This is a genomic window from Streptacidiphilus sp. PAMC 29251 (assembly GCF_054208735.2).
Genome location: NZ_CM135725.2, coordinates 581,151 through 602,381, shown reverse-complemented (window position 1 = coordinate 602,381; position 21,231 = coordinate 581,151). Strand labels below are relative to the sequence as shown.

Sequence of the window (21,231 nt, the reverse complement as noted above, 5' to 3'; positions counted from 1 at the left end):
TGGTGATCATGGTTCTTGTCTAGAGAAACCGATCACGAACACCTGCGGGCTCGAACATCAACGATACCTGTGCCGATACGGACGCGACACTGCTGCTGGGCCTGGAGGGGCTGGGGGTGATCAAGGTGGAGGAGGTCGGGCCGGCTCTCGTCGTGCACGTGGCGACGGTGGACGAGGGTGCGCGGGCATGCCCGGAGTGCGGAGTGCTCTCCACGACGAGGAAGGGCCCACGTCTCACCCGCCCCCGCCAACTTCCTTACGGTGGACGACGTGTGGATCTGCACTGGCACAAGTCCCGTTGGTTCTGCGCGGAACCGCTGTGCCCGCGCGGCTCGTTCACCGAGCAGGTCCGCGAGGTGCCAGCGGGGGCCCGGCTGACCCGCGCGCTGCGGCGCGAGGCCGGACGCGTGGTGGCCGACGACGGCCGCACGGTCGTACAGGCCGGCCGTGACCTGGGCATCTCCTGGCCCACTGCCCAAGCTGCCTTCGAACAGTACGCCGAGCTCGTCCTGCCTGATCAGCCGCCCGTGACCGAGGCCGTCGGCATCGACGAGACCCGCAGGGGCAAGCCGGTCTGGCGGGAGAACCCCGAAACGGGCACATGGGAACTGGTCGCCGACGCCTGGCATATCGGCTTCGTCGACGCGGTCGGCGGCCAGGGCCTGCTCGGGCAGGTCGAGGGCCGCAACGCCGCCTCCGTCGCCGCCTGGCTCACCCTCCAGCCCGAGACCTGGAAACAGCGGGTCAGGTACGTGGCCATCGACCTGTGCGCCACCTTCCGCGCCGCCGTGCGCACCGCCCTGCCCCACGCCCGAATCGTCGTGGACTGCTTCCACGTCGTCCAGCTCGCCCAGCGCCACCTGGCCGACCTGCGCCGCCGCCTCACCTGGAGGCACCACGGCCGCCGCGCCCGCAAGGGCGACCCCGTCTGGAGCGTCCGCAAGCTCCTGCGCCGCAACAAGGAAGACCTCACCACCACAGAACTGGCCACGCTTGCCGACGAGTTGACCGATATGGGTACCTACGGCAAGCAGATCCTCGACGGCTGGCGTGCCAAGGAGCTCCTGCGCGACCTGCTGCGGCTCACCGCCAAGCACGCCCACGTCCTTCCCGACCGCTCCGCGGTCTCCGCCGCCCGCTACCGCTTCCAGGCCTTCTGTGCCGACCGCCCCTACCTGGTCGAACTGGTCACCCTCGCCGAAACCGTCGACCAGTGGTGGCACGGCATCGAGAACTACATCAAAACCGGCATAACGAACGCCGCATCCGAAGGCAACAACCGCGTGATCAAGCTCGAAGCCCGCAAGGCCTACGGCTTCCGAAACCGCCGGAGCCAACGCCTGCGATCACACTGCGCAACCACCCGAAGGGCACGCGGAAAGCTGACGACCCATCAACTTTGATGACCCCCTTTACGAGGACCGGAAACCGGATCAGCTGACTCCGGAGGACATCGACCGGGAGATCTCGAAGATGCTGCCCAACCTCTCGAAGTACTCAGAGGTCCAGCCGTTCCCGTCGTCCCTCACCGCGCCGCCTGCCGGGAAGGACTGGATCACCGGGTTCCAGCCGATCGGTGACGGGTTCTAGGATCGTCCAGGAAATGAACCAGATGAAGGATCGGGACTTGAAGCACCTGCGTGGAGTGGCGTTCCTCGAACTGGCAGTGGTCTGGTCGGGGGCGCTGCTCTGCGGGATCCTCCCCCTCTCGGCGGTGGCGCTGGGCCGGGGGGGTCCGGTCGGGGCCCTGAAGGCCGCTGCCCTGGTATTTCTGGCCTTCCTCTCCGCCGCGGTGCTGGCGGCGACCGTGGCGGTCGGCGCCAAGCTCCTCGCCGACCGCAGGATCGGCCCCGGCAGGTTGGCGCTGGTGCTCTGCGCCGCGGTCGCCTCGCTGGTCGCACTCGACTGGTTCGTTCCGTTCCGGTTCGCGGTCGTCGTCGTGATGATGTTCCTGCTCCAGGCGCTGACGGTCTGCGTCGTCGGCCTGCGCCCCTCTCGCAGGCTCGTGCTCGGCGGACTGGTTCTCGCGGTACTCCTCTGCGCCGCGGGCAGCGCGGAGGCGTCGCTGCGGCGCAGCCTCGACGTCGTCGACCAGAAGGCCGGCGGCTCGCTTCCGCCGCAGGGAGTGCTCCAGGTGGTGGACATCTCGAACATGCACCTGGGCGATCTTTCCTGGAACGGCCGTCAACTGACCGCCACGTACGGGTTCGCGGAGGGCCCCGGGACGGATTTCACCACGGTCGATGCCGTGGAGGTGGCGGTCCCCGGCATCCAGGACCCCTGCGGGCCGATGGCGTACGGAAACGGAGAGGGAATCCGTACGGCACAGCCGAGTTGCACCCAGGTGGCTCCCGACCTATGGCGCCGAGGCGATCCAGGCTCCGTGCTCGGATATGTGGCGCACCGTCAGGGCGCCACCCTGGAGCTCTCCGTCGGCGGGGCCCAGTACCTCCAGGGGCAGGGCGCCGATCAGGCGATCCCCAAGGGCGCCGACGCGGACACCTATGCCCGCACGGCGCTCGAATCCGCGCATCCCCTCACCGCCGCCCAACTGAACGAGCTATTTCCGGTCACCCGCGAATCAACCTGGAACTGGCTGTTCTGAGCCGATCCGCGGGGATCCCTCCCTCAGAACGTCAGGCGAATGATCGACAGACGGGCGCTGATCGCAGGGCTGGCCTCGACCGCCGCAGTCGTGCTGGCAGGCTGTGCCGCGCCCACCGCGGAGCAGGGGAGCAGCGGTCAGCAGAAGGGCGGCACCGGCGGTTCGACCGCCCCGCTGGTGCTGCACGACGACTCGGGGGAGATCACCTCCGTCGCGGTCAGCCCCGACGGTCGGCGGCTGGCGACCGGTAGCGGGTACGGAAACGGCGACGACGGGATTCGGCTGTGGGATCTGGAGGGCCGGAGACTCCTCCGGCAGCACCAGACCGACGGCGTTCCCGTCTCGTCGGTGGCCTTCAGCGCCGACGGCGCGATCGCCGCCGCGTCGAGCGAACTGCTGGTGCTGGACGGCGCCACTCTGGCACCGCGGTACAGCCTGCCGATGAGCGCTCCCGGCGCTGACGGCTGTGTGGCGTTCAGCCACGACGGAAAACTGCTGGTGGCGGGCGGACAGGGCGGGACCCTGCACCTGTGGGACCTGGCGTCCAGGAAGGAGCGGCGGTCGCCGCTGCGGGCCCCGGCGGGTGTTTCGGCGGTCCTGTTCGCCGACGGCGGCCGGCTCGTGGCGGCGGCCTGCGGCGGGTCCGGGGTGTGCCTGTGGGACACGGTCACCGGGGCGAGCCGGGTACTGCCGGCCGCCCCGGCCGCGGTCCTGGGTCTGGGACCGGACGGAACCACGCTGGTGACCGGTGGAGCCACCGGTTCCCTGCAGGGCGCGGTCGTGGAGGTCTGGGACGTGGTCGGCAACGCCCGGCTGACCTCGCCCACGGTCGCAGGGGGTCTTGCCGCCGCCGTCGCGGTCAGCCCCGACGGTCACACGCTCGCGGTCGGAAGCGACACCGGTGTTCAGACCTACCAGCTCTCCGGCGGCCGTCCGCTGCGGAGCTGGAGCACCGCCGACAAGGTCGCGGGTCTGGTCTTCACCGGGGGAGGGCGGTCGCTGGCGGCGGGACTGAGCAACGGAACCGTGGCCCTGCTCGACCCCGCTCCGGCCTGACCCCCGGTGCCTTCCTGACCGGGCCGCGCAGTCCCTCCGACGGCGGCCCGGTCAGGACGTCCCCTGGTGGGATCCAGAGTCGCGGTGGACGCTGACGCCGCCGAGCAGGCCCCAGGCGTCGATGCGCACGGTGGGTCCGCCCGGTCGGCTGGGGCCGTCGTCCTTGACGCCGCCCAGACGAATTCCGTGGACCTCCACCCGGACCTCGGGGCGGACCTTGAGCGTGACGCCGCCGATCAGGCTCAGTTTGGTGATGCGCAGCTGCACGTCGTCGGTGAGGTCGACGTCGGTGAGGTCGATGTTGGCGCCGCCGATGAGTGAGGCGGTGACGGTGCGTTCGTGGAGGGTGGCTCCGTTCAGGCGGTGGCCCCCGAGGATGCTGACCTTGACGTCGGTCTTGTCCGGGGTGTCCCCGTTGCTGTTTGTCATGACAACAACGGTACTGGCAGCGGCACTTGCGTGTGCAGTGGCTGCACTCGGCAGCGGAAGCGTGTGAATTCACGTCCGACCGATTGACATGTCCCCGCGATTGCCTTAGACCTCTCCGGAGAGCGCTCTCACGGTCGGGGTCAGAGCTCTGTCCCGTTCATCGTCGTCCCACCATCCCCCCACCCCGGAAGGTACGGATAGGCATGAGGCTTCTTCCCCACCCGCTGTCGCCGAGGCGAAGCAGAGGACGAGCACCCCGCCGCAGGCCCGCGTTCCGCGCACTGCTGACGGTGGTGGCCCTGCTCACCCTGTCCCTCGCCGGTGCGCACAGCTCGGCCTACGCGGCCGGGAGCGCGCCCTTCGGCGGCACCGCGGCCCCCGTGCCGGGCACCGTCCAGGCCGCGAACTACGACACCGGCGGCCAGGGCGTCGCCTACAACACCGCTGCGGGCAACGGCAGCGCCAACAGCTACCGCACCGACGGCATCGACCTGGAGGCCACCGCCGACACCCAGGACACCGGCCCGGCCGGCGGCGCGGACGACCTCGGCTGGACCGCGGCGGGACAGTGGTTCACGTACACCGTCAATGTCGCCACCGCCGGAACCTACAGCGTCGCCTTCCGGGTGGCCTCGCCGTACGGGATCACCGACGCGCTGCACCTCGCCAACTCCTCCGGCGCCAACCTCAGCGGCCCGGTCGCCGTCCCCAACACCGGCGGCTACGAGACCTGGACCACGGTCACCGCGAGCGTCACCCTCCCGGCGGGGCGGCAGACGCTCACCCTCGACCAGGACTCCAACGGCTGGAACTTCCACTTCCTGAGCTTCACCCTGGGCACAGGCGGCGGTGGAGGCGGCGGAACGAGCGGCGACCAGCCGTTCGGCGGCACACCGGCCCCGGTGCCGGGCACGGTCCAGACGGCCAACTACGACACCGGCGGCCAAGGCGTCGGCTACAACGCCACGGCGGGCAACGGCAGCGCCAACGCCTACCGCACCGACGGCATCGACCTGGAGGCCACCGCCGACACCCAGGACACCAGCGCGGCCGGAGGCGGCTACAACCTCGGCTGGACCGCGGCGGGACAGTGGTTCAAGTACACCGTCAACGTCGCCACGGCCGGGATCTACACGGTCACCTTCCGGGTCTCCGCGCCGCAGGCGGTCGCGGACGCCCTGCACCTCGCCAACGCCTCGGGCACCAATCTCACCGGCCCCGTGGCCGTCCCCGCCACCGGCGGCTACCAGACCTGGAGCACCGTCACCGCCAGCGCCACCCTGCCGGCCGGCCAGCAGACGCTCACCCTCGACGAGGACGCAGCCGGCTGGAACGCCCACTACCTGGCCCTCACCCAGGGCACGGGCGGAGGCGGTGGAGGTGGAGGCGGCGGCACCGGTCCGACCGAGTACTGCGGCACCCAGGACCTCGCCCTCGACCAGCCCACCACGGCCTCCTCGACCCAGGACGCCGCCGACTACCCCGCCCCCGACGCCACCGACGGCGACCCCGGCACCCGCTGGTCCAGCGCGGCCGCCGACCCGCAGTGGCTGGAGGTCGACCTCGGGTCCCCGCAGCAGATCTGCAGCGTGGGCCTGGTCTGGGAGGACGCCTACGCCACGGCGTTCCAGATCCAGGTATCCAACGACAACGCGACCTGGACCACGATCTACTCCACCACGACCGCGACCGGCGGCAAGGAGACGATCCCGGTCTCCGTGACGGACCGCTACCTCCGCATGAACGGCACCGCACGGGCCACCCAGTTCGGCTACTCGGTCTTCGAGTTCGACGCCTACGGCCTGACCACGGTCGCCCCGGTCACCGGCGGCAACGGCAACGGCGGCAACGGCACCTGCTCCTGGGTCGGCTCCACGGCGCCGGTCGCCCAACGGGTCCAGCAGGTGCTGAACACCATGGACCAGTCCGAGGAGCTCAGCCTGGTCGCCGGTGACGGCACCTCGTCCTACATCGGCCACATCCCCGGCATCCCCAACCTGTGCATCGCTCCCACCAACATGCAGGACGGCCCCAACGGGGTCGGCGACGGCACCGGCGGGGTGACGGCCTTCCCGGACGGCGAGAGCGCCGCCGCGACCTGGGACCCGGCACTGATCCAGCAGGAGGGCACGGCGATCGGCAACGAGTTCGCCGGCAAGGGCGTGAACGTCTCCCTCGGCCCGACCACCAACCTGGTCCGCGACCCGCGCTGGGGGCGCACCTACGAGACCTACGGCGAGGACCCGTACCTGGCGGGCCGGATCACCTCGGCCGAGGTCAGGGGGCTGCAGAGCCAGGGCGTGATGGCGATGGTGAAGCACACCGCCGCCTACGACCAGGAGCAGTACCCCAACGGCAGCAACAAGGAGACGGTCAGTCAGAAGGCCCTGGAGGAGCTCTACCTGGCACCGTTCGAGTCGTCCATCGAGACGTCCGCACCGGCCGCGATGATGTGCTCCTACGCCGTGGTCAACGGCGCAGCCTCCTGCCAGAACGCCGACATCCAGCAGAAGGGGCTCGACGGGGAGGCGAACTTCGGCGGCTACATCACCTCGGACTGGGGCGCCGACTACTCCAGCGTCCCCTCCACCGAGGCCGGCATGGATGTGGCGATGCCGTTCTCCGACGCCGACGCCCTGTCCGCCGCACTGACGGGCGGCACGCTGAGCCAGGCGACGCTGAACGCCAACGTCGCCCGGATCCTCACCCAGATGTTCGCCTTCGGGATGTTCGACAACCCGCAGAGCGGCTCCCTCTCCACCAGCGTCTCCACCGCGGCGCACCAGCAGACCGCCCTGCAACTGAGCGAGGAGGGCACGGTGCTGCTGAAGAACAACGGCACCCTGCCGCTCAACCCGAACGGCAGCGAGTCGATCGCGGTGATCGGCACCGACGGCGGCGCGGGCGTGGAACTCGCCGGGGGCGGCAGCGGCACGGTCACCAGCTCCAACACGATCTGGCCGATCACCGGCATCCAGAACGCGGCGGGCCCGAACGTCAAGGTCACCTACACCCAGGGCAACGACAACGGCACCGCGAACATCCCGCAGGCCGTGGCCGCCGCCCAGGCCGCCACCGACGCCATCGTCTACGTCAACGCGCCGGAGGGCGAGGAGAGCGACCTGACCACGCTCGATCTGTCCAGCACCGACGAGACGTTGATCGCGGACGTGGCCGCGGCGAACCCGCACACCATCGTGGTGATCAACAGCGGATCGCCGGTGGTCATGCCGTGGCTCAACTCGGTCGCCGGGGTCTTCGAGAACTGGTACGGCGGACAGGAGACCGGCGCCGCGACGGCCGCGCTGATCTTCGGCACCGCCAACCCCTCCGGCAAGCTGCCGGTCACCCTCCCCGCCTCCCTGAGCCAGGTTCCGGCGCAGACCACCGCACAGTGGCCGGGCACCTCGACCGGCGTGAACTTCAGCGAGGGCGTGAACATCGGCTACCGCTGGTACCAGTCCCAGAACATCACCCCCGCCTTCCCGTTCGGGTTCGGGCTCTCCTACACGAAGTTCTCCTTCTCCAACCTCAACGTCGGCGCCTTCAACGCCAACGGAACGGCGACGGCCACCGCGACGGTCACCAACTCCGGGACCGTGGCGGGCGCGGACGTGGCGCAGCTGTACGTCGGCGACCCGGCCGCCGGCCAGGACCCGCCGGAGCAGCTGGCGGGCTTCCAGCGGGTCACGCTCACCCCCGGCCAGAGCAGCACCGTCAGCTTCCCGCTGACCGTCCACGACCTGGCCTCCTGGTCAGCGACGGACAACCAGTGGGAGGCTCCGGCCGGCACGTACTCGATCAAGGTCGGGGACGCGTCCAACAACCTGCCGCTGACCGGCTCCACCGCCCTGGCCCAGACCCTGACCGGGCAGGTCGCCGCCGGCACCTCGGCCTCCGGCGTCTCCCTGGCCAACACCGCGGTCAGTGCGAACGTCACGCCGAACTCGGGCGTGCCGGGCGCGGAGACGGTCGGCGTGGTCAACCCCTTCGGCTACAGCAGCCCGAAGGGCGCGGCGGTCTCCTTCCCGGTCCAGGCCGTGGACTCCAAGACCGGGGCCACCCTCACCTTCACCGCGACCGGGCTGCCGCCCGGCATCACGATCGCCTCCAACGGCACCGTCTCGGGCTCCAGCAGCACGCTGGGCACCTACACGGTGACGGTGACCGCAACCGACCAGGCCCAGGTCTCCGGCACGGCCACCTTCGTGTGGTCCGTGGTGCAGTGATGTGACCTGACCTGACCGTTCACACGACGCGGCCACGGCGCTCCGCCCACCGGAGCACCGTGGCCGCGTCCGGGTCCGGGTCCGGCAGGGATCACCTGCCGACGCCGACCGGTGGACGTCACACCGCGAGCTGGGTCGTGGTCTGGGAGCCGGTGGCGCTCGCGGCGAGCCACTGGGACCAGGTGAGGTTGAACGCCGCGTAGCCGTTGTCGCCGTCGGCCTTGCCGCGCGGGGAACCGGTGATGGTCACCGGGTCGCCCTGCTCGACCAGGTTGTAGTAGGCCTTGGCGTTGGCCAGTGAGAGGTGCACGCAGCCGTGCGAGCCGTAGCCGTGGCCGGGGACGGGGTCGCCGGTGGAGTAGTGGACGTAGGTGCCGGAGAAGGTCAGGTGCACGTCCCAGGGCAGGGTCAGGTCGTAGAACTGCGGGTTGGCCGGGTCGCAGGTGATGTGGACGCTGCAGGAGGTCATGTGGACCTCGGGGGCCTTGTCGGTGACCGCCATGGTGCCGTCCCAGGTGGGGAACTTCGGGTTGCCCGCGTCGATCGGATAGGAGTGCTTGAGCACGCCGTTGCTGTAGACCTTCATGCTGTGGGTCGGCACATCGATCCTGGTCTCCAGGTCGGCGCCGACGGTGAAGGCATGGGTGTAGTCGCGGGTCCCGAAGCGGCCGTTGCCGTCACCGACCCCGGTCAGCCCTGCGACCACGGTCACCTTGGTGCCCGGCGACCAGAACGTCTGCGGCCGCCAGTCGACCCGGCGGCTGCTGAACCAGTGCCAGGCCCCCACCACCGGGACCGAGGCGCTCACCTTCAGGTGCTGCTCCACCGCGGCGCGGGCGGAGGAGGCGACCGGCTTGGTGAAGACGATCGATACCGGCATCGCCACTCCGACAGTGCTGCCGGCCGCCGGGGCGATCGAGTCCAACTGCAGCGGCGGCCCCGCCGGACGGGTCGGGGTCGGGCTGCCGCCGGCGCTGCCGCCCGCCCCGGCCGCCGGCCCGCTGCTCGCGGCCGAGGACGGCTTCCCTGCGGCTGATCCGCTGCCTGCGCTGTCCTTGCAGCCGCTCGCCCCGGCGAGCACCACGCCCGCCAGGCCGAGTGCGATGACGCCGTTCCTGAGCAGTCCCACTGTGCCGCCCCTGTCGAATCCGCTGTGTGTGCACGATCGCCCGTCCCGGTCTCCTTGAAGGACGCCGATGGGGCCGCGAACCGTTGCACCGCCGCTGGACGAAACTCAAGTCTGTGGTGCGGGTTGCTGGCCGCCGACTGCCGGGAGGCAGGCAACGTCTGCGTCATGGGGGCGGGTACCCGCATGTGGAGGTAGCTGGAGGGTGACCCCTCGCAGCCTCCGTCCGCCGTGGCTCGGACCGGCTCAGGCGGCGCTGCTGAGCGCTGCGAGCTCCCGCTGAACGGCCTCCTCGTGCTGCTGTGCGTCCTCCCGCGCCTTCCTCGGGCTCCAGCGTCCGGTCATCAGCCAGATGAAGGGCAGGAACACGAGCTGGCCGGCGAGGCAGATCCACCACCAGGTCTGCCACTGCGACGGCGACGCCTTGGCCGCTGCCTGGACCACCGGCGCCTCCTTCTGCAGGTAGGTGAGCGAGGCGACGACCTTGGGGTCCTTGAGGCCGGGGCCGTAGGTCTTCAGCGTGGCCAGGTCGGCGGCCGGGACGGCGCCGAGGGCCGTCAGCTGCGTGGAGGCGGCCTGGACCAGGGCGCCGTTGGCGTTGAGGAAGGCCAGGTCGGCCTTGGGAACCCGGCTGAGCGCGGTCAGGTCGGCGACCGCAGCGGCCTGGGTGACGTGCAGGGTGGCCATGATGTCGGCCACGGCCCTGCCCTGGGCGACGGTGTCGGCCGGGTTGGCGTTCAGTGCGGCCTGGGTCGCCGGGTCGATCGCGGCCAGGGTGGTGAGCTGGGCCTTGTCGGCGGCGGCGAGCTGGGCCACCTGGGCGACGGTGGCGGCTGGAATCCCGGAGATCTCGCTGAGCGCCTGGACCTGGACGGCCGGGTCGGTCGGAGTCGCGGTCAGCGCGGCCTGGGTGGCCGGCGTGAGCTTGGCCGCGGTGGCGAGCTCGGCCTGGTACTTCGCCGCCAACGACTGCACTCTGGGCACCAGGGTGGGATCGGCGGCCACCGCCTTGACCACGGCGTTCTGGGAGGCGGAGAGCGCGGGGTCCTGTCCCGCCGCCGAGGCCTGGACCGTCGGAGCGTGGTCGACCAGGGTGCCGGCCGCCGGGACCGCCGCGATCAGCCCGAACAGGATGACCACCACGAAGGTCCGCAGCGTCGCGCCCCACACGGCCAGGCCGGTCGCGGTGGCGGCCGGGTTGTGCTTCTCGACGGTCTCGGTGAAGGCCGCCATCCAGGCGGCGAACGTCGTCCCACCGCCGATGGAGATCAGCAGGATGATCCAGACGAAGTGGTAGTAGGAGGTGTCGGCGTGCGTGGTGGCGACGGCGAACAGGGCGACGCCGACCGCACTGACGACAGCACCGACCACCATGAAGGGCTTGCGCACCTTCAACCGGTCCGACAGGGCGCCGGCCAGGACCAGCGCCAGGGCCTGGTAGCCCCAGTACCAGTTCGCCAGCGAGTTGGCCCGCGCCTCGGTGTAGCCGAAGTTCGTCGCGAAGAAGACCACGAACAGGCCGACCGCGATGTAGTAGAACATCAGGAACGCGCTGATCGCGAAGGCCGGGCCGACGACGTCCAGGCGCAGCATCTGCTTCCAGTGGCCCTCCAGCGCCGCCTCGGGGTCGACCCCGCGTGCTCTGGCCTCCACCAGGGCCCGGTCCTGCAGACTGACCATCAGCTGGTCGCGCAGCCGGGGCGCGAGTTCGCGCAGGCCGACGAACGCGATTGCGAAGACGACCAGTCCCACGATGCCGCAGAGCCGGAACTGGTACTGCCAGTCCGGGTGCGAGGGCAGGGTGTGGCTGGAGACCTCGGTGACGATCAGGCTGCCGACGACCGGGCCCAGCGTCCAGAAGCCCATCGCCGAGGCGCGGCCCAGTTGCGGGGAGAAGTCCCGGACCAGGGCCGGGGTCGCCACCAGGATCATGCCCTCGACCAGGCTGACCAGCGAGAACAGGACGAGGTAGGTGGTCTTGCCGTGCGCGTAGGAGATGGCGTAGGTGAGCGCCCCGGTCACGGCCAGGCCGTAGACGACGAGGTTCGCCCGGCCCCAGCGGTCCGCCAGGCCCGCGGCCACCGAGGCCAGCGCCCCCAGGGCGTTGCCGACGATGGAGATGGAGATGAGGTACGTGAGCGTCATGCCCAGATCGGCTGCGATCTTCGTCGCCACCGAGCCGGCGATGTAGAGCTCGTAGTAGGGAGTGATCGTCGCCAGGACGACGATCAGCAGCAGGAGTGCCCGGAGTCCGTTCGAGGGGTAGCGGTTGAGCTTGCGGCCCCAGATCCCGCCCCTGCTGTCGAGTGGCGGCGCGGCCGAGTCGGTCATGGAGCTGGAGGACATGGCGATCCGTTTCCAGATGGGGAGAGGGAGGCGGAGTCCGCCCGGCGGCGCCGTCCCGGTGCGGTACTGGCAAGCAGTATGCGAGCCGCCCCACTGCCGCACAAGAGTCTGGAACGCATCCGTTCTTGATTGACGCCGTTGCCGCCGCCGAGCCGTGACGGCGATATCCTGGGCGGCCGGCCTCCCGCGAGGGAGCAACCGGAAGGCCGGAGCCGGCAGGCACGAGGCGGAAGAGGTGCGCGAGTGAGCGAGCAGGGGCACGCGATCCCGGTCCGGGGCGAGACGTACGCCGGCCAGTCACGGCACGAGCGTGAGGCCGAACGCCGGGCCCGGATCACGGAGGCCGCAGTGCAGCTCTTCGCCGCCCGCGACTACGACGACGTCACTGTCGCGGACGTGTGCGTGCGGGCCAAGCTCTCCAAGCGCTACTTCTACGAGGTGTTCTCCGACCGCCTGGAACTGCTGCTCACCGTGCACCGGGAGCTGAACGACTGGCTGCTCGACGGGATCACCGCCGCCGCCCCCAAGCAGCCGGCGGACTTGCGGCAGCTGCTGTCGGCGATGATGGAGGCCCTGGTGCGGATGCTCTTCGAGCATCCCGAACGGGCCCGGGTGATCTACATCAACGCCCCCCGGATGGAGCTGCGGCGGCGCGGCCTGCTGCGCAAGGACGCCGAGCTGTTCGGACGACTGGCCCGCAGGTCACTGGACAAGCCGCGCGACCGGATCCGGCACGATCGCATGCTGCTGGCGCTGACGGCAGGGATCACCGAGGTGGTCATCGACTGGCTGCAGCGCGGGATGACCGACTCCCCGCAGGAGTTGGCCGACCACCTGACCGGCCTGTGCCTGGCGATCCTCGGCGACGGCAAGGAGTAGCCCGGCCCCGTCGACTGGTCGGTCCAACCCCTGGGCAGGCGCGCCCCCGAGTGGTAACGTCCGCGCTCAATCGGGAACAACAACGTTCCTGATTGAGCGCGGAAGGTGGCGGCAGTGACGCCTGCACACACGAGGACCGCCATCATCGGCGCGGGCTTCTCCGGCATCGCCATGGCGATCCGCCTCAAGCAGTCCGGGGACCACGACTTCGTGATCCTGGAGAAGGCCGAGGACATCGGCGGCGCCTGGTACCACAACACCTATCCGGGCTGCCGCTGCGACATCCCCTCCCACCTCTACTCCTACTCCTTCGCCCCCAATCCGGAGTGGACCCAGGCGTACTCGTCCCAGCCGGAGATCCTGGACTACCTGCGCGCCTGCGTACACCGCTTCGACCTGGGCCCCCATCTGCGGACCGGTGCCGGGATGCACGGCGCGGCCTGGAACGAGGCCGACTGCCGGTGGGAGCTGGACACCGCGGTCGGTCCGGTCATCGCCGACGTGGTCGTCTGCGGAGTCGGACCCCTGGACGAGCCCAAGGTCCCGCAACTTCCCGGCATCGAGCGCTTCCGCGGTAAGACCATGCACTCGGCCCGCTGGGACCACGACTACGACCTGACCGGGAAGAGGGTCGCCTCCATCGGCACCGGCGCCTCCGCCATCCAGTACGTCCCGGAGATCCAGCGCCAGGTGGAGCAGCTGTACGTGTTCCAGCGCACGGCCCCGTGGGTGGTGCCGCACCGCAACCACCCCGTCGCCGAGAAGGAGCGCAGTCGGCACCGGCGCTTCCCGCCGGCCCAGCGGCTCGCCCGCGCCCGCGTCTACCTGGAACAGGAACTGCTGCTCATCCCCTTCGCCAAGCGGCCCAAGCTGATGGCGAAGCTGGAGGAGGTGTCGCGGGCCCATATGCGCCGCTTCATCCAGGACCCCGAACTGCTGGAGCGGGTCACCCCCCGCTACACCCTGGGCTGCAAGCGGCTGCTGCCGTCCAACCGCTGGTACGCGGCGCTGGCCAAGGACAATGTCACCCTCGTGGACGGGTCCGTCCAGGAGGTGCGCGAGCACTCGGTGGTGGACGCGGACGGCGTGGAGCACGAGGTCGACGCGATCATCTACGGCACCGGCTTCCAGGTCGCCGACATGCCGGTGTCCCGGCTGATCCGCGGACGCGGCGGCGAGCTCATGTCGGACCGGTTCGGCGGCAGCCCGCGCGCCTACCTGGGCACCGCCGTGCCCGGCTTCCCCAACTTCTTCCTCCTGCTGGGGCCCAATACCGGCTTGGGCCACAGCTCCATGGTCTACATGATCGAATCGCAGGTGGAGCACGTCCTGCGGACCGTGCGCGCTATGCGGCAGTGCGGGGCCGCCACCGCCGAGGTCACCCCCGCGCTGGTCGCGAGCTACAACGACAGCATCGACCGGAAGCTGCGCGGAACCGTCTGGGAGACCGGCGGCTGCACCAGTTTCTACCAGGACGCCACCGGCCGTAACGCCACCCTGTGGCCGGACTGGACCTGGCGCTTCCGCCGACTCGCCAAGAAGACCGGAACGAACGTGTACCAGATGAACAGGAAGGCCGCCCCCGGTTCCCTGCTCTCCACCGAACCGTCCCCACCGACCCAGCAAGCAAGGTGACCGCATGAGCAGCAAGCGCATCATCATCACCGGCGCGGCCAGCGGCATCGGCGCCGCCACCGCCGCCGAATTGACCCGCCTCGGCGCCCGGGTCGTCGGCCTCGACCGCACCACGGACCAGCCGGACATCGTGGGCTGCGACGTCCGCGACCAGGACTCCGTGGACAAGGCCGTCGGCGTCGCCGTCGAGCGCCTGGGCGGCGGGGTAGACGTCCTCATCAACTGCGCCGGCCTGGCCACCCCCCAGAGCGCCGGACTTCCGCCGGACGCGCGGGCGCTGGCCGTCATCGACGTCAACCTGATCGGCCCCTGGCGGGTGACCAGCGCGGCGCTGCCCGCCCTGCGGGAAGCCCGCGGCCGGGTCGTCAATGTCGCCTCAGGCATGGCCTACGTCGCCCTGCCCTTCGCCCCCGCCTATGCGATGAGCAAGCACGGCATCACCGCCTACTCGCGGGCGCTGCGGATGGAGCACGGCGACGCCATCACCGTCACCACCGTCTACCCCGGCTACATCCGCACCCCGATCCAGCAGGACTCGATCGACTTCGGCCTCTCCCTGTCCGGCACCTCACCGGAGGAGAGCCTCGAGTCGGCGGTCGCCGCCTTCGTCCGCGCCGCCCTGGGCAGCCGGCCCGTCCGCGACATCACCACCACCAGCAGCGGCAGGATGAACAACGCCCTGTGCCGCTACGCGCCGCGTTCCTTCGTCGACGGCATCATCCTCAAGCGGATGCGGAAGAAGCTCACCGGTCGCAGCTTCGCCGACCCCTCCCACCCGATCGCCCAGTTCGCCGGGAGGCTGACCGGCCCGCGCAGCTGATCCGACCCGACCCCCGCCCGCCACACCCCACCGGAAACCACCCCCGGAGCGGCGCCCAGCAGCGCCCAGCGTCGCTCAGGTTCGCGGTGCGCCTCGCGCGGCTGACAGACTGCACGGATGATCGACGACCTTCCTGCCGGCCTGAGGGCCCGACGCCCTACCGACGAAGACCACCTCCGCGTGCTCGCCGTACTGGACCCGTGGTGGGGTGGTCTGAAGGGTGAGGCAGGGGCGACGGAACGGGCGCTGCTGCTGCCCCGGTTGTTCTTCCAGCACTTCACCACCACCAGTTTTCTGGTCGAACGCGGAAGTGGAGAAGTCGCCGCCTTCCTGGTCGGTTTCCTGTCGCAGACAGAGCCCGAAGCCGCCTATGTGCACTTCGTCGGCGTCGACCCGGTGCTGCACGGGCAGGGTGTGGGGCGTGCCCTCTACCGGGCCTTCTTCACGCTCGCCCGGTCACACGGGCGCCGTTACGTGCACTGCATCACCAGCCCGGAGAACACGGCGTCGCGGGCATTTCACACCCGCCTCGGCTTCACCGCCTCAGCCGTGAAGCCGGACTACGACGGCCCGGGACTCGACCGGGTGGCGTTCACCATCGACCTTTCCGCAGAGCCGGCGGCCATCCCCCAGCGTCATGTTCGAGGCGTGGATCTGTTTTCGGAAGGCGGGTCGGGGCAGCCGGGGTGACAGGAGGCACCCATGGACTGGACACTGTCCGGCAGACGTCGTACCCGTACCCGCCGCACCGGCAACTCCCGGTACTCGCGGCGCAGTAGCTCTCGTGAGCGCTCCACCCGCACCAGGACGAGCGGCAGTTGGGGCGCCCGGCGGGTGGCGGGGGCGGGGGCGATCAGCGGTCTGGCGCGAGCTGGGTTCATAGCCCGCGGCGTGGTCTACCTCGTCATCGGCATTCTGGCGCTCCTGGTCGGGCTCGGCTACGGACGCCATGACCTGGACCGTGGGGGAGCCCTGGTTGCGATCGCCGGCGAGCCCTTCGGGGTCCTGTTGCTCTGGCTTCTGGTCATCGGCTTCGTCGGCCTGGCCCTGTGGCGCGCGGTGCGTGCCGCCAGTTCCGCCGAGAGCGGTGGCCACCATCTCCTGGACGCGGCCCGCGCCGTCATCTACGCCATCGGCGCCTGGGGCATCTACCAGTTCCTCGCCCACGGCCGCACCCCCACCAGCTCCGACGACAGCGCCTACGACGTCAGCGCCCGTCTGTTGCGGTCCGACGACGGACGCGTCCTGATGGTCGTCCTGTCACTGATCGCCATCGTCGTCGGCATCGCCATCGTCGCCCACGCCGTCAGCAAGCGCTTCGCCGAACGGCTGCGCACCGGATGGATGACCTACCGCACCCGGAACCTTGTGCTGCGCCTGGGCCAGGCCGGTCACATCGCCCGCGGTGTGATCGTCGCCGCTGTCGGCTTCTTCGCCCTCAAAGCCGCCCTGTCGGACACACCGGGCAAGGCCAAGGGCCTGGACGCCACCCTGCGCTCCTTCGCCCGGACCTCCTTCGGTCCGCTGGTGCTGATCCTGGTGGCGCTGGGTCTGATCGCGTTCGGGTTGTTCTCCTTCGCCGAGGCCCGCTGGCGCCGCACCCTGGGCGGCGTGCCCCGCTGACCCCGAGTACGCCCGCCGCACGGCGGCCTGACGCCCAATTGTCCCGCGGTTGGTGAGAGCGGGGGACTCACTCGGTGCCGTCATGGGCTGCCGCCGGCCTTCGTCCTGACCCCCGGTCAGGCGGGCGACTGCCCGCAGTTCCAGGCCCTGCCGGAGAAGATCAGGGGCCCGGGGTGCCCCTCACCTCAACCCGGTGATCCGAACCTCGAACAGCTCCTAGTGGTAGAAGACAGCTACGCCGCCGTGGTGGGAGCAGGCTCCTTGGTGGTGGGCGGCGTAGGAATAGGTGCCGTCGTTGCACAGGGCGGTGGCGCCGTTACCAGGGCTGCCGCCACTGGAGCCGCCTGACGACCCGCCGCTCGACCCGCCGGTGGTACTGGAGTGCGTGCGGGTGGGCTTCGGCTGCGGCTTGGGTGTGGGCTTTGCCGTGTGCGTCGGCGTGCTTGTTGGGCCGGTGCACGCCTGGCCCTTGGCGGTTTCGGCGACGGTCAAGGCAATCGTCCCGCCGTCCTCGGCGGTGCCGCTGTCCGGCGACTGGGTGCACACGAGGAAGGCCGATGGGCTCGCTGCGGGCAGTTCGGCACCGCTGCGCAGAGTGACGTGGGTCGTATAGCCCTGCTGGGTCGCGGTCACGGAGGCGATGTCGAGGGTGACGCCGGTCAGATCCGGGACCACCTTCGGCGTCGCGGTGGGCGTCGGTGTGGGCGTCGGGCTGGCGCTGGCGGACGTTGCCGTCGGCCTCGGACTGGGGCTCGTCGCGGCGGCGGATTGGGTCGCGGGCGTCTTCGCGGGGCTGACGATCGCGCCGATGATGCCGATCACGACGAACAGCAGGAACAGCCCGCCGCAACCGATCCCGGCGATCTTCAGTTTCCGCCGGCCGGACACCTGCCTCGGCGGTGGTGGCTGCCAGGGTGTTGGTCGGGCTGGTCTTGGCATGGCGCTGATCTCCCTGGGTGGTCGCTGGGTTGCTCAGCGTTCCAGAGTTGTGAATACAATGTGACGAGTGTTGCCGAACGGTTACCTGAAACGACCGCGGCAGGGACCCCCAGGCCGGCGAACGTGCAGCGGGGCCAAGGGAGTTCGATCGGGGTCTGTGCCTTCCGCTACCCCGACCAGGTCCTCCCTCATCGCTGATCGTCGCCCCGTCGCCCCGTCGGCACGTTGTTCGCGGGGATCAGGGGGTAGCGTCCTCCCCATGGACTTTCGTACCACTGTTCAGCGTGCTCAACGCCTCAAGCAGCTGCACGCCGAGTACCAGCCGCTCGTGCTGCCGACCGTCTGGGACGTCTGGTCCGCGCGGACGGCAGCCGACGCCGGGTTCCTGGCGCTGACGGTCGGCAGCCATCCGCTCGCCACCTCCCGGGGGGCCGAGGACCACGAGGGGCAGACCTTCGAGGAGGTGCTCGCCGCCGTCAGGCCGATCATCGCCGCGGTCGACATCCCGGTGTCCGTGGACCTGGAGGCCGGATACGGACAGGAGCCCGCGGATCTGATCGCCGGGCTCACCGAAATCGGCGGCGTCGGTCTCAACCTCGAGGACACCGTCCATTCGGACGGCGGACGCGTGCGCAGCACGCAGGAGCACGCGAGCTACATCGCCAGCCTGCGCGCGGCGGCCGACGACGCGGGGATCCCGGTCTGGGTCAACGGGCGCACCGACCTCTTCCTGCACACGGAGGACGCCTCCAGCGTCCTCGACGAAGCGATCGGCCGACTGCGGGCCCTGGAGCAGGCCGGCGCCGACAGTGTCTACCCGGTGCGCATCCAGGACGACGACGACCTGCTCGCTGCGGTGGTCGCCGCTGTCACCATTCCCGTGAACTCCACAGCCCATCCCGTCAAGCACGATCTTGAGCGCTTCCGCCGCCTCGGCGTCGGCCGGATCACCTACGGCCCGCTGCTGCAGCTCGCGCTGACGGATGCGATGAAGGACATGCTCGGGCCATGGGCGCCCTGAGGAATCGATCGAGCACCCCGAGGGTCAACGTGGAGTGACAAGGCGCTGCCGCGTGCTCCCGCGTTCGACTGCGGACGCACCCTGGCCGAGGTGACCGCCGACTCGGCCAGTGCCCGCTCCGGGTGCCCTGGGGCACCCGGACGGGCACGCTGCCTGGGCAGCACCATCGGGCACCCCACCACACCGCCGCCCAGCAGTTGCGCGGAGCCGTGCACCAGCCGAAGCCCGGCGGGGATCCGGTCATCGTCCTACCTATGCGTGACGGATTCGCTGTCGGGTCGTGGTGCCTAGGTTTGTCTCGTCAGCATGTTCGCCCCTGCACCGGGAGAGTTCCGATGACCGCCTACGCCATCATGCATGTCCGCTCGGTCCGTCCCAGCCCGCAGATCGCCGAGTACCTGCAGCGCATCGACGCCACCCTCGACCCGTTCCAGGGCCGGTTCCGCGCCCACGGCGACGACTTCGAGGTCCTCGAGGGCAGTTGGGGGCCCGCCGTGATCGTCATTGAGTTTCCCGACCGGGACCACGCGCACGGGTGGTACTCCTCCCCGGCCTACCGGGCGATCGCGAAGCTGCGCACCGACCACATCGATGGCGACGTCGTCCTGGTCAACGGAGTCCCGCAGGGATACCGCGGAGCGGACTCACTGGACCACTGACGCCGCCCGGTCACGCACCGGCCCCAACGGATCCTCAGTCTGCGGCGGCTCTGGCCGCGGCGATGCGGGAGGGGTTCCATCCGGGGCGCGGGACGGATTCCAGCAGCAGGCGGGTGTAGGGGTGCTGGGGACTGGTCAGGATCTGTCGGGTGGGGCCTGATTCGACGATGCGGCCCCGTCGCATGACGACCACCTCGTCGGTCACGCAGCGCACGACACCGAGGTCGTGGGTGATGAAGAGGTAGCTGACAGCGGTCTGTTCGCGGATGTCGGCGAGGAGGTTGAGGATCTGCGCCTGGACTGACACGTCCAGGGCCGCGACCGCCTCGTCCAGCACCAGGACGGACGGTTCGACCGCGAGCGCACGGGCGATGGCGACCCGCTGGCGCTGGCCGCCGGAGAGCTGCCGCGGCCTGGCGTGGGCCAGTCGGGAGCCCAGTCCGACCTGGTCGAGCAGTTGGGCCACCCGCTGGTCGTGGTCACGGTCCGGGAAGTGCAGCCGCAGGGCCTCCGCCAGCGCGTCGAAGACGGAGATCCGCGGATCCAGGGAGAGGAAGGGGTCCTGAAAGACCATCTGGACCTGGCGGGCCCGGCTGAGCCGGTGCGCCCGGCCGCGGTGGACGCGATCGCTCCGGTCCTGGCCCTGGACCCGCACCCGGCCGTGGTCAGGTCGTTGCAGGCCCACCACGATCCGCGCGGTGGTGGTCTTGCCGGAGCCGGACTCGCCGACGATGCCCAGCGAGCCGCCGATCGGGAGCCGGAAGGACACGTCGTCCACGGCCGGGACGCCGCGGAACACTTTGCTGAGACCCTCCACCTCAAGGGCCGCCGGCACCGGGGCCATTGACTCGGGCGTTACGGGGGGCAGGAGTTCAGGCATGGACGGTACCCGCTTCCAGGTGGCCGCTGTGGTGGCAGGCGGCGAGGTGCTCGGTGGCGCGGGGCATGGCACCGGACACCGGGAGTCCGGCCGGCGTGGTGGTCCGGCACACCTCGGTCGCGTAGCGGCAGCGGGGGGCGAACGCACAACCGGTCAATGTCGTTCGCAGGTCCGGTGGTTGGCCCTCGATCGCGGCAAGCCGGACGCTGTCTGCCTCCAGCCCCGGGGTGGCGGCGAGCAGGGCGGCGGTGTAGGGGTGGCTGGGCCGGGCGAAGATCTCGTCGGCGGTGCCGGTCTCCACGATGCGTCCCGCGTACATCACATAGACCCGGTCGCTGATGGCCGCGGCCAGGCCCAGGTCGTGGGTGACGAACAGCAGGCCGGTGGCGAAGCGGTCGCGCACCTCCTGCAGCAGGGCGATCACCTCGGCCTGGGTGGTGACGTCGAGCGCGGTGGTGGGCTCGTCCGCCAGCAGCAGTCTGGGGCCGCCCATCAACGCCCCTGCGATCATGACACGTTGCAGCATGCCGCCGGACAGCTGTCCGGGATGGCTGCGCAGCACCGCGTCGGTCAGCCCCACCGCGGCCAGGAGTTCGCTCGCGCGTGCCCTGGCCTCCTCCTTGCCGGTGCCCGCGCCGAGGACCACGCCCTCGGTCAGGAAGTCGCCGACGCGGCGCAGCGGGTTGATGGCTGCCCGGGGGTCCTGGAAGATCATGGCCGCGGTGCCCGAGCGCAGCCGGCGGAGCTGCTGCGAGGTCATCGCGAGCACGTTCTGGTCGTCGACCAGGACCTCTCCCGCGGTCACCGAACCACTCGGCAGCAGGCCGAGGACCGAGCGGGCGGTGATGCTCTTGCCCGAGCCGGATTCGCCGACCAGGGCGACCGTCTCGCGGGCGTCGACGGTCAGGTCGACACCGTCCAGGACCGGCCTGGCGGTGTGCGGCAGGGTGAGCCGGAGCCCCTGGATGTCGAGTGTTCTCATCC

Annotated in this window: 17 protein-coding genes; 11 read left to right on the top strand and 6 right to left on the bottom strand. The window is 70.5% G+C overall.

Translation table 11 applies throughout. The features are described 5' to 3' along the window. Nucleotides 1–116 precede the first annotated feature (116 nt). The 3 genes from ACXKR8_RS03020 to ACXKR8_RS03010 all read left to right on the top strand — a co-directional run bounded on the left by ACXKR8_RS03020 (nucleotide 117) and on the right by ACXKR8_RS03010 (nucleotide 3,661). A complete protein-coding gene (locus ACXKR8_RS03020; protein ID WP_458267408.1) occupies nucleotides 117–1,403 on the top strand; it encodes an ISL3 family transposase in 1,287 nt (428 codons plus the stop codon). Nucleotides 1,404–1,627: 224 nt separating this feature from the next. Then, nucleotides 1,628–2,605, top strand: coding sequence for a hypothetical protein (locus tag ACXKR8_RS03015; protein ID WP_458271333.1), 978 nt, complete (start codon nucleotides 1,628–1,630; stop codon nucleotides 2,603–2,605). A 39-nt stretch (nucleotides 2,606–2,644) separates the two neighbouring features. Further along, complete coding sequence (locus tag ACXKR8_RS03010; protein ID WP_458271332.1) at nucleotides 2,645–3,661, top strand: WD40 repeat domain-containing protein; 1,017 nt, start codon at nucleotides 2,645–2,647, stop codon at nucleotides 3,659–3,661. A 51-nt stretch (nucleotides 3,662–3,712) separates the two neighbouring features. Here ACXKR8_RS03010 and ACXKR8_RS03005 read toward each other — a convergent pair whose 3' ends face one another. Beyond that, the gene (locus tag ACXKR8_RS03005; protein ID WP_458271331.1) at nucleotides 3,713–4,090 is read right to left on the bottom strand and encodes a hypothetical protein; all 378 of its coding nucleotides are present in this window, start codon (nucleotides 4,088–4,090) and stop codon (nucleotides 3,713–3,715) included. Nucleotides 4,091–4,293: 203 nt separating this feature from the next. Between ACXKR8_RS03005 and ACXKR8_RS03000 the strand changes: the two genes are divergently transcribed. Further along, on the top strand, nucleotides 4,294–8,319 hold the full coding sequence (locus ACXKR8_RS03000) for a glycoside hydrolase family 3 C-terminal domain-containing protein (protein ID WP_458271330.1): 4,026 nt from the start codon (nucleotides 4,294–4,296) through the stop codon (nucleotides 8,317–8,319). Nucleotides 8,320–8,437: 118 nt separating this feature from the next. On the opposite strand, the gene ACXKR8_RS02995 is transcribed toward ACXKR8_RS03000, so the two are convergent. Then, nucleotides 8,438–9,448, bottom strand: a complete 1,011-nt coding sequence (locus ACXKR8_RS02995) for a L,D-transpeptidase (protein ID WP_458271329.1) — start codon at nucleotides 9,446–9,448, stop codon at nucleotides 8,438–8,440. Between the two features lie 243 nt (nucleotides 9,449–9,691). After that, nucleotides 9,692–11,791 (bottom strand): MFS transporter, encoded by a 2,100-nt coding sequence (locus ACXKR8_RS02990; protein WP_458271328.1) that lies wholly within the window; start codon nucleotides 11,789–11,791, stop codon nucleotides 9,692–9,694. A 243-nt stretch (nucleotides 11,792–12,034) separates the two neighbouring features. Here ACXKR8_RS02990 and ACXKR8_RS02985 point away from each other — a divergent pair, with 243 nt between their 5' ends. The 5 genes from ACXKR8_RS02985 to ACXKR8_RS02965 all read left to right on the top strand — a co-directional run bounded on the left by ACXKR8_RS02985 (nucleotide 12,035) and on the right by ACXKR8_RS02965 (nucleotide 16,748). Further along, nucleotides 12,035–12,670, top strand: coding sequence for a TetR/AcrR family transcriptional regulator (locus ACXKR8_RS02985; RefSeq protein ID WP_458271327.1), 636 nt, complete (start codon nucleotides 12,035–12,037; stop codon nucleotides 12,668–12,670). Nucleotides 12,671–12,784: 114 nt separating this feature from the next. Beyond that, nucleotides 12,785–14,305, top strand: a complete 1,521-nt coding sequence (locus tag ACXKR8_RS02980) for a flavin-containing monooxygenase (RefSeq protein ID WP_458271326.1) — start codon at nucleotides 12,785–12,787, stop codon at nucleotides 14,303–14,305. 4 nt (nucleotides 14,306–14,309) lie between these two features. Beyond that, complete coding sequence (locus tag ACXKR8_RS02975) at nucleotides 14,310–15,125, top strand: SDR family NAD(P)-dependent oxidoreductase (RefSeq protein ID WP_458271325.1); 816 nt, start codon at nucleotides 14,310–14,312, stop codon at nucleotides 15,123–15,125. Between the two features lie 117 nt (nucleotides 15,126–15,242). Beyond that, nucleotides 15,243–15,815, top strand: coding sequence for a GNAT family N-acetyltransferase (locus tag ACXKR8_RS02970; protein WP_458271324.1), 573 nt, complete (start codon nucleotides 15,243–15,245; stop codon nucleotides 15,813–15,815). Nucleotides 15,816–15,827: 12 nt separating this feature from the next. Beyond that, nucleotides 15,828–16,748: a DUF1206 domain-containing protein gene (locus ACXKR8_RS02965; RefSeq protein ID WP_458271323.1), complete on the top strand. Its 921-nt coding sequence runs from the start codon at nucleotides 15,828–15,830 to the stop codon at nucleotides 16,746–16,748. Nucleotides 16,749–16,964: 216 nt separating this feature from the next. On the opposite strand, the gene ACXKR8_RS02960 is transcribed toward ACXKR8_RS02965, so the two are convergent. Further along, entirely contained in the window at nucleotides 16,965–17,687 is a 723-nt protein-coding gene (locus ACXKR8_RS02960; RefSeq protein ID WP_458271322.1) for a DUF3761 domain-containing protein, read from the bottom strand. Nucleotides 17,688–17,946: 259 nt separating this feature from the next. Here ACXKR8_RS02960 and ACXKR8_RS02955 point away from each other — a divergent pair, with 259 nt between their 5' ends. After that, entirely contained in the window at nucleotides 17,947–18,708 is a 762-nt protein-coding gene (locus ACXKR8_RS02955; protein WP_458271321.1) for an isocitrate lyase/PEP mutase family protein, read from the top strand. Between the two features lie 335 nt (nucleotides 18,709–19,043). Continuing rightward, the gene (locus ACXKR8_RS02950; RefSeq protein WP_458270841.1) at nucleotides 19,044–19,367 is read left to right on the top strand and encodes a DUF1330 domain-containing protein; all 324 of its coding nucleotides are present in this window, start codon (nucleotides 19,044–19,046) and stop codon (nucleotides 19,365–19,367) included. 34 nt (nucleotides 19,368–19,401) lie between these two features. On the opposite strand, the gene ACXKR8_RS02945 is transcribed toward ACXKR8_RS02950, so the two are convergent. Then, nucleotides 19,402–20,211: an ABC transporter ATP-binding protein gene (locus ACXKR8_RS02945; RefSeq protein ID WP_458271320.1), complete on the bottom strand. Its 810-nt coding sequence runs from the start codon at nucleotides 20,209–20,211 to the stop codon at nucleotides 19,402–19,404. A gap of 28 nt (nucleotides 20,212–20,239) precedes the next feature. Beyond that, complete coding sequence (locus ACXKR8_RS02940) at nucleotides 20,240–21,229, bottom strand: ABC transporter ATP-binding protein (RefSeq protein ID WP_458271319.1); 990 nt, start codon at nucleotides 21,227–21,229, stop codon at nucleotides 20,240–20,242. Between the last annotated feature and the right edge of the window lie 2 nt (nucleotides 21,230–21,231).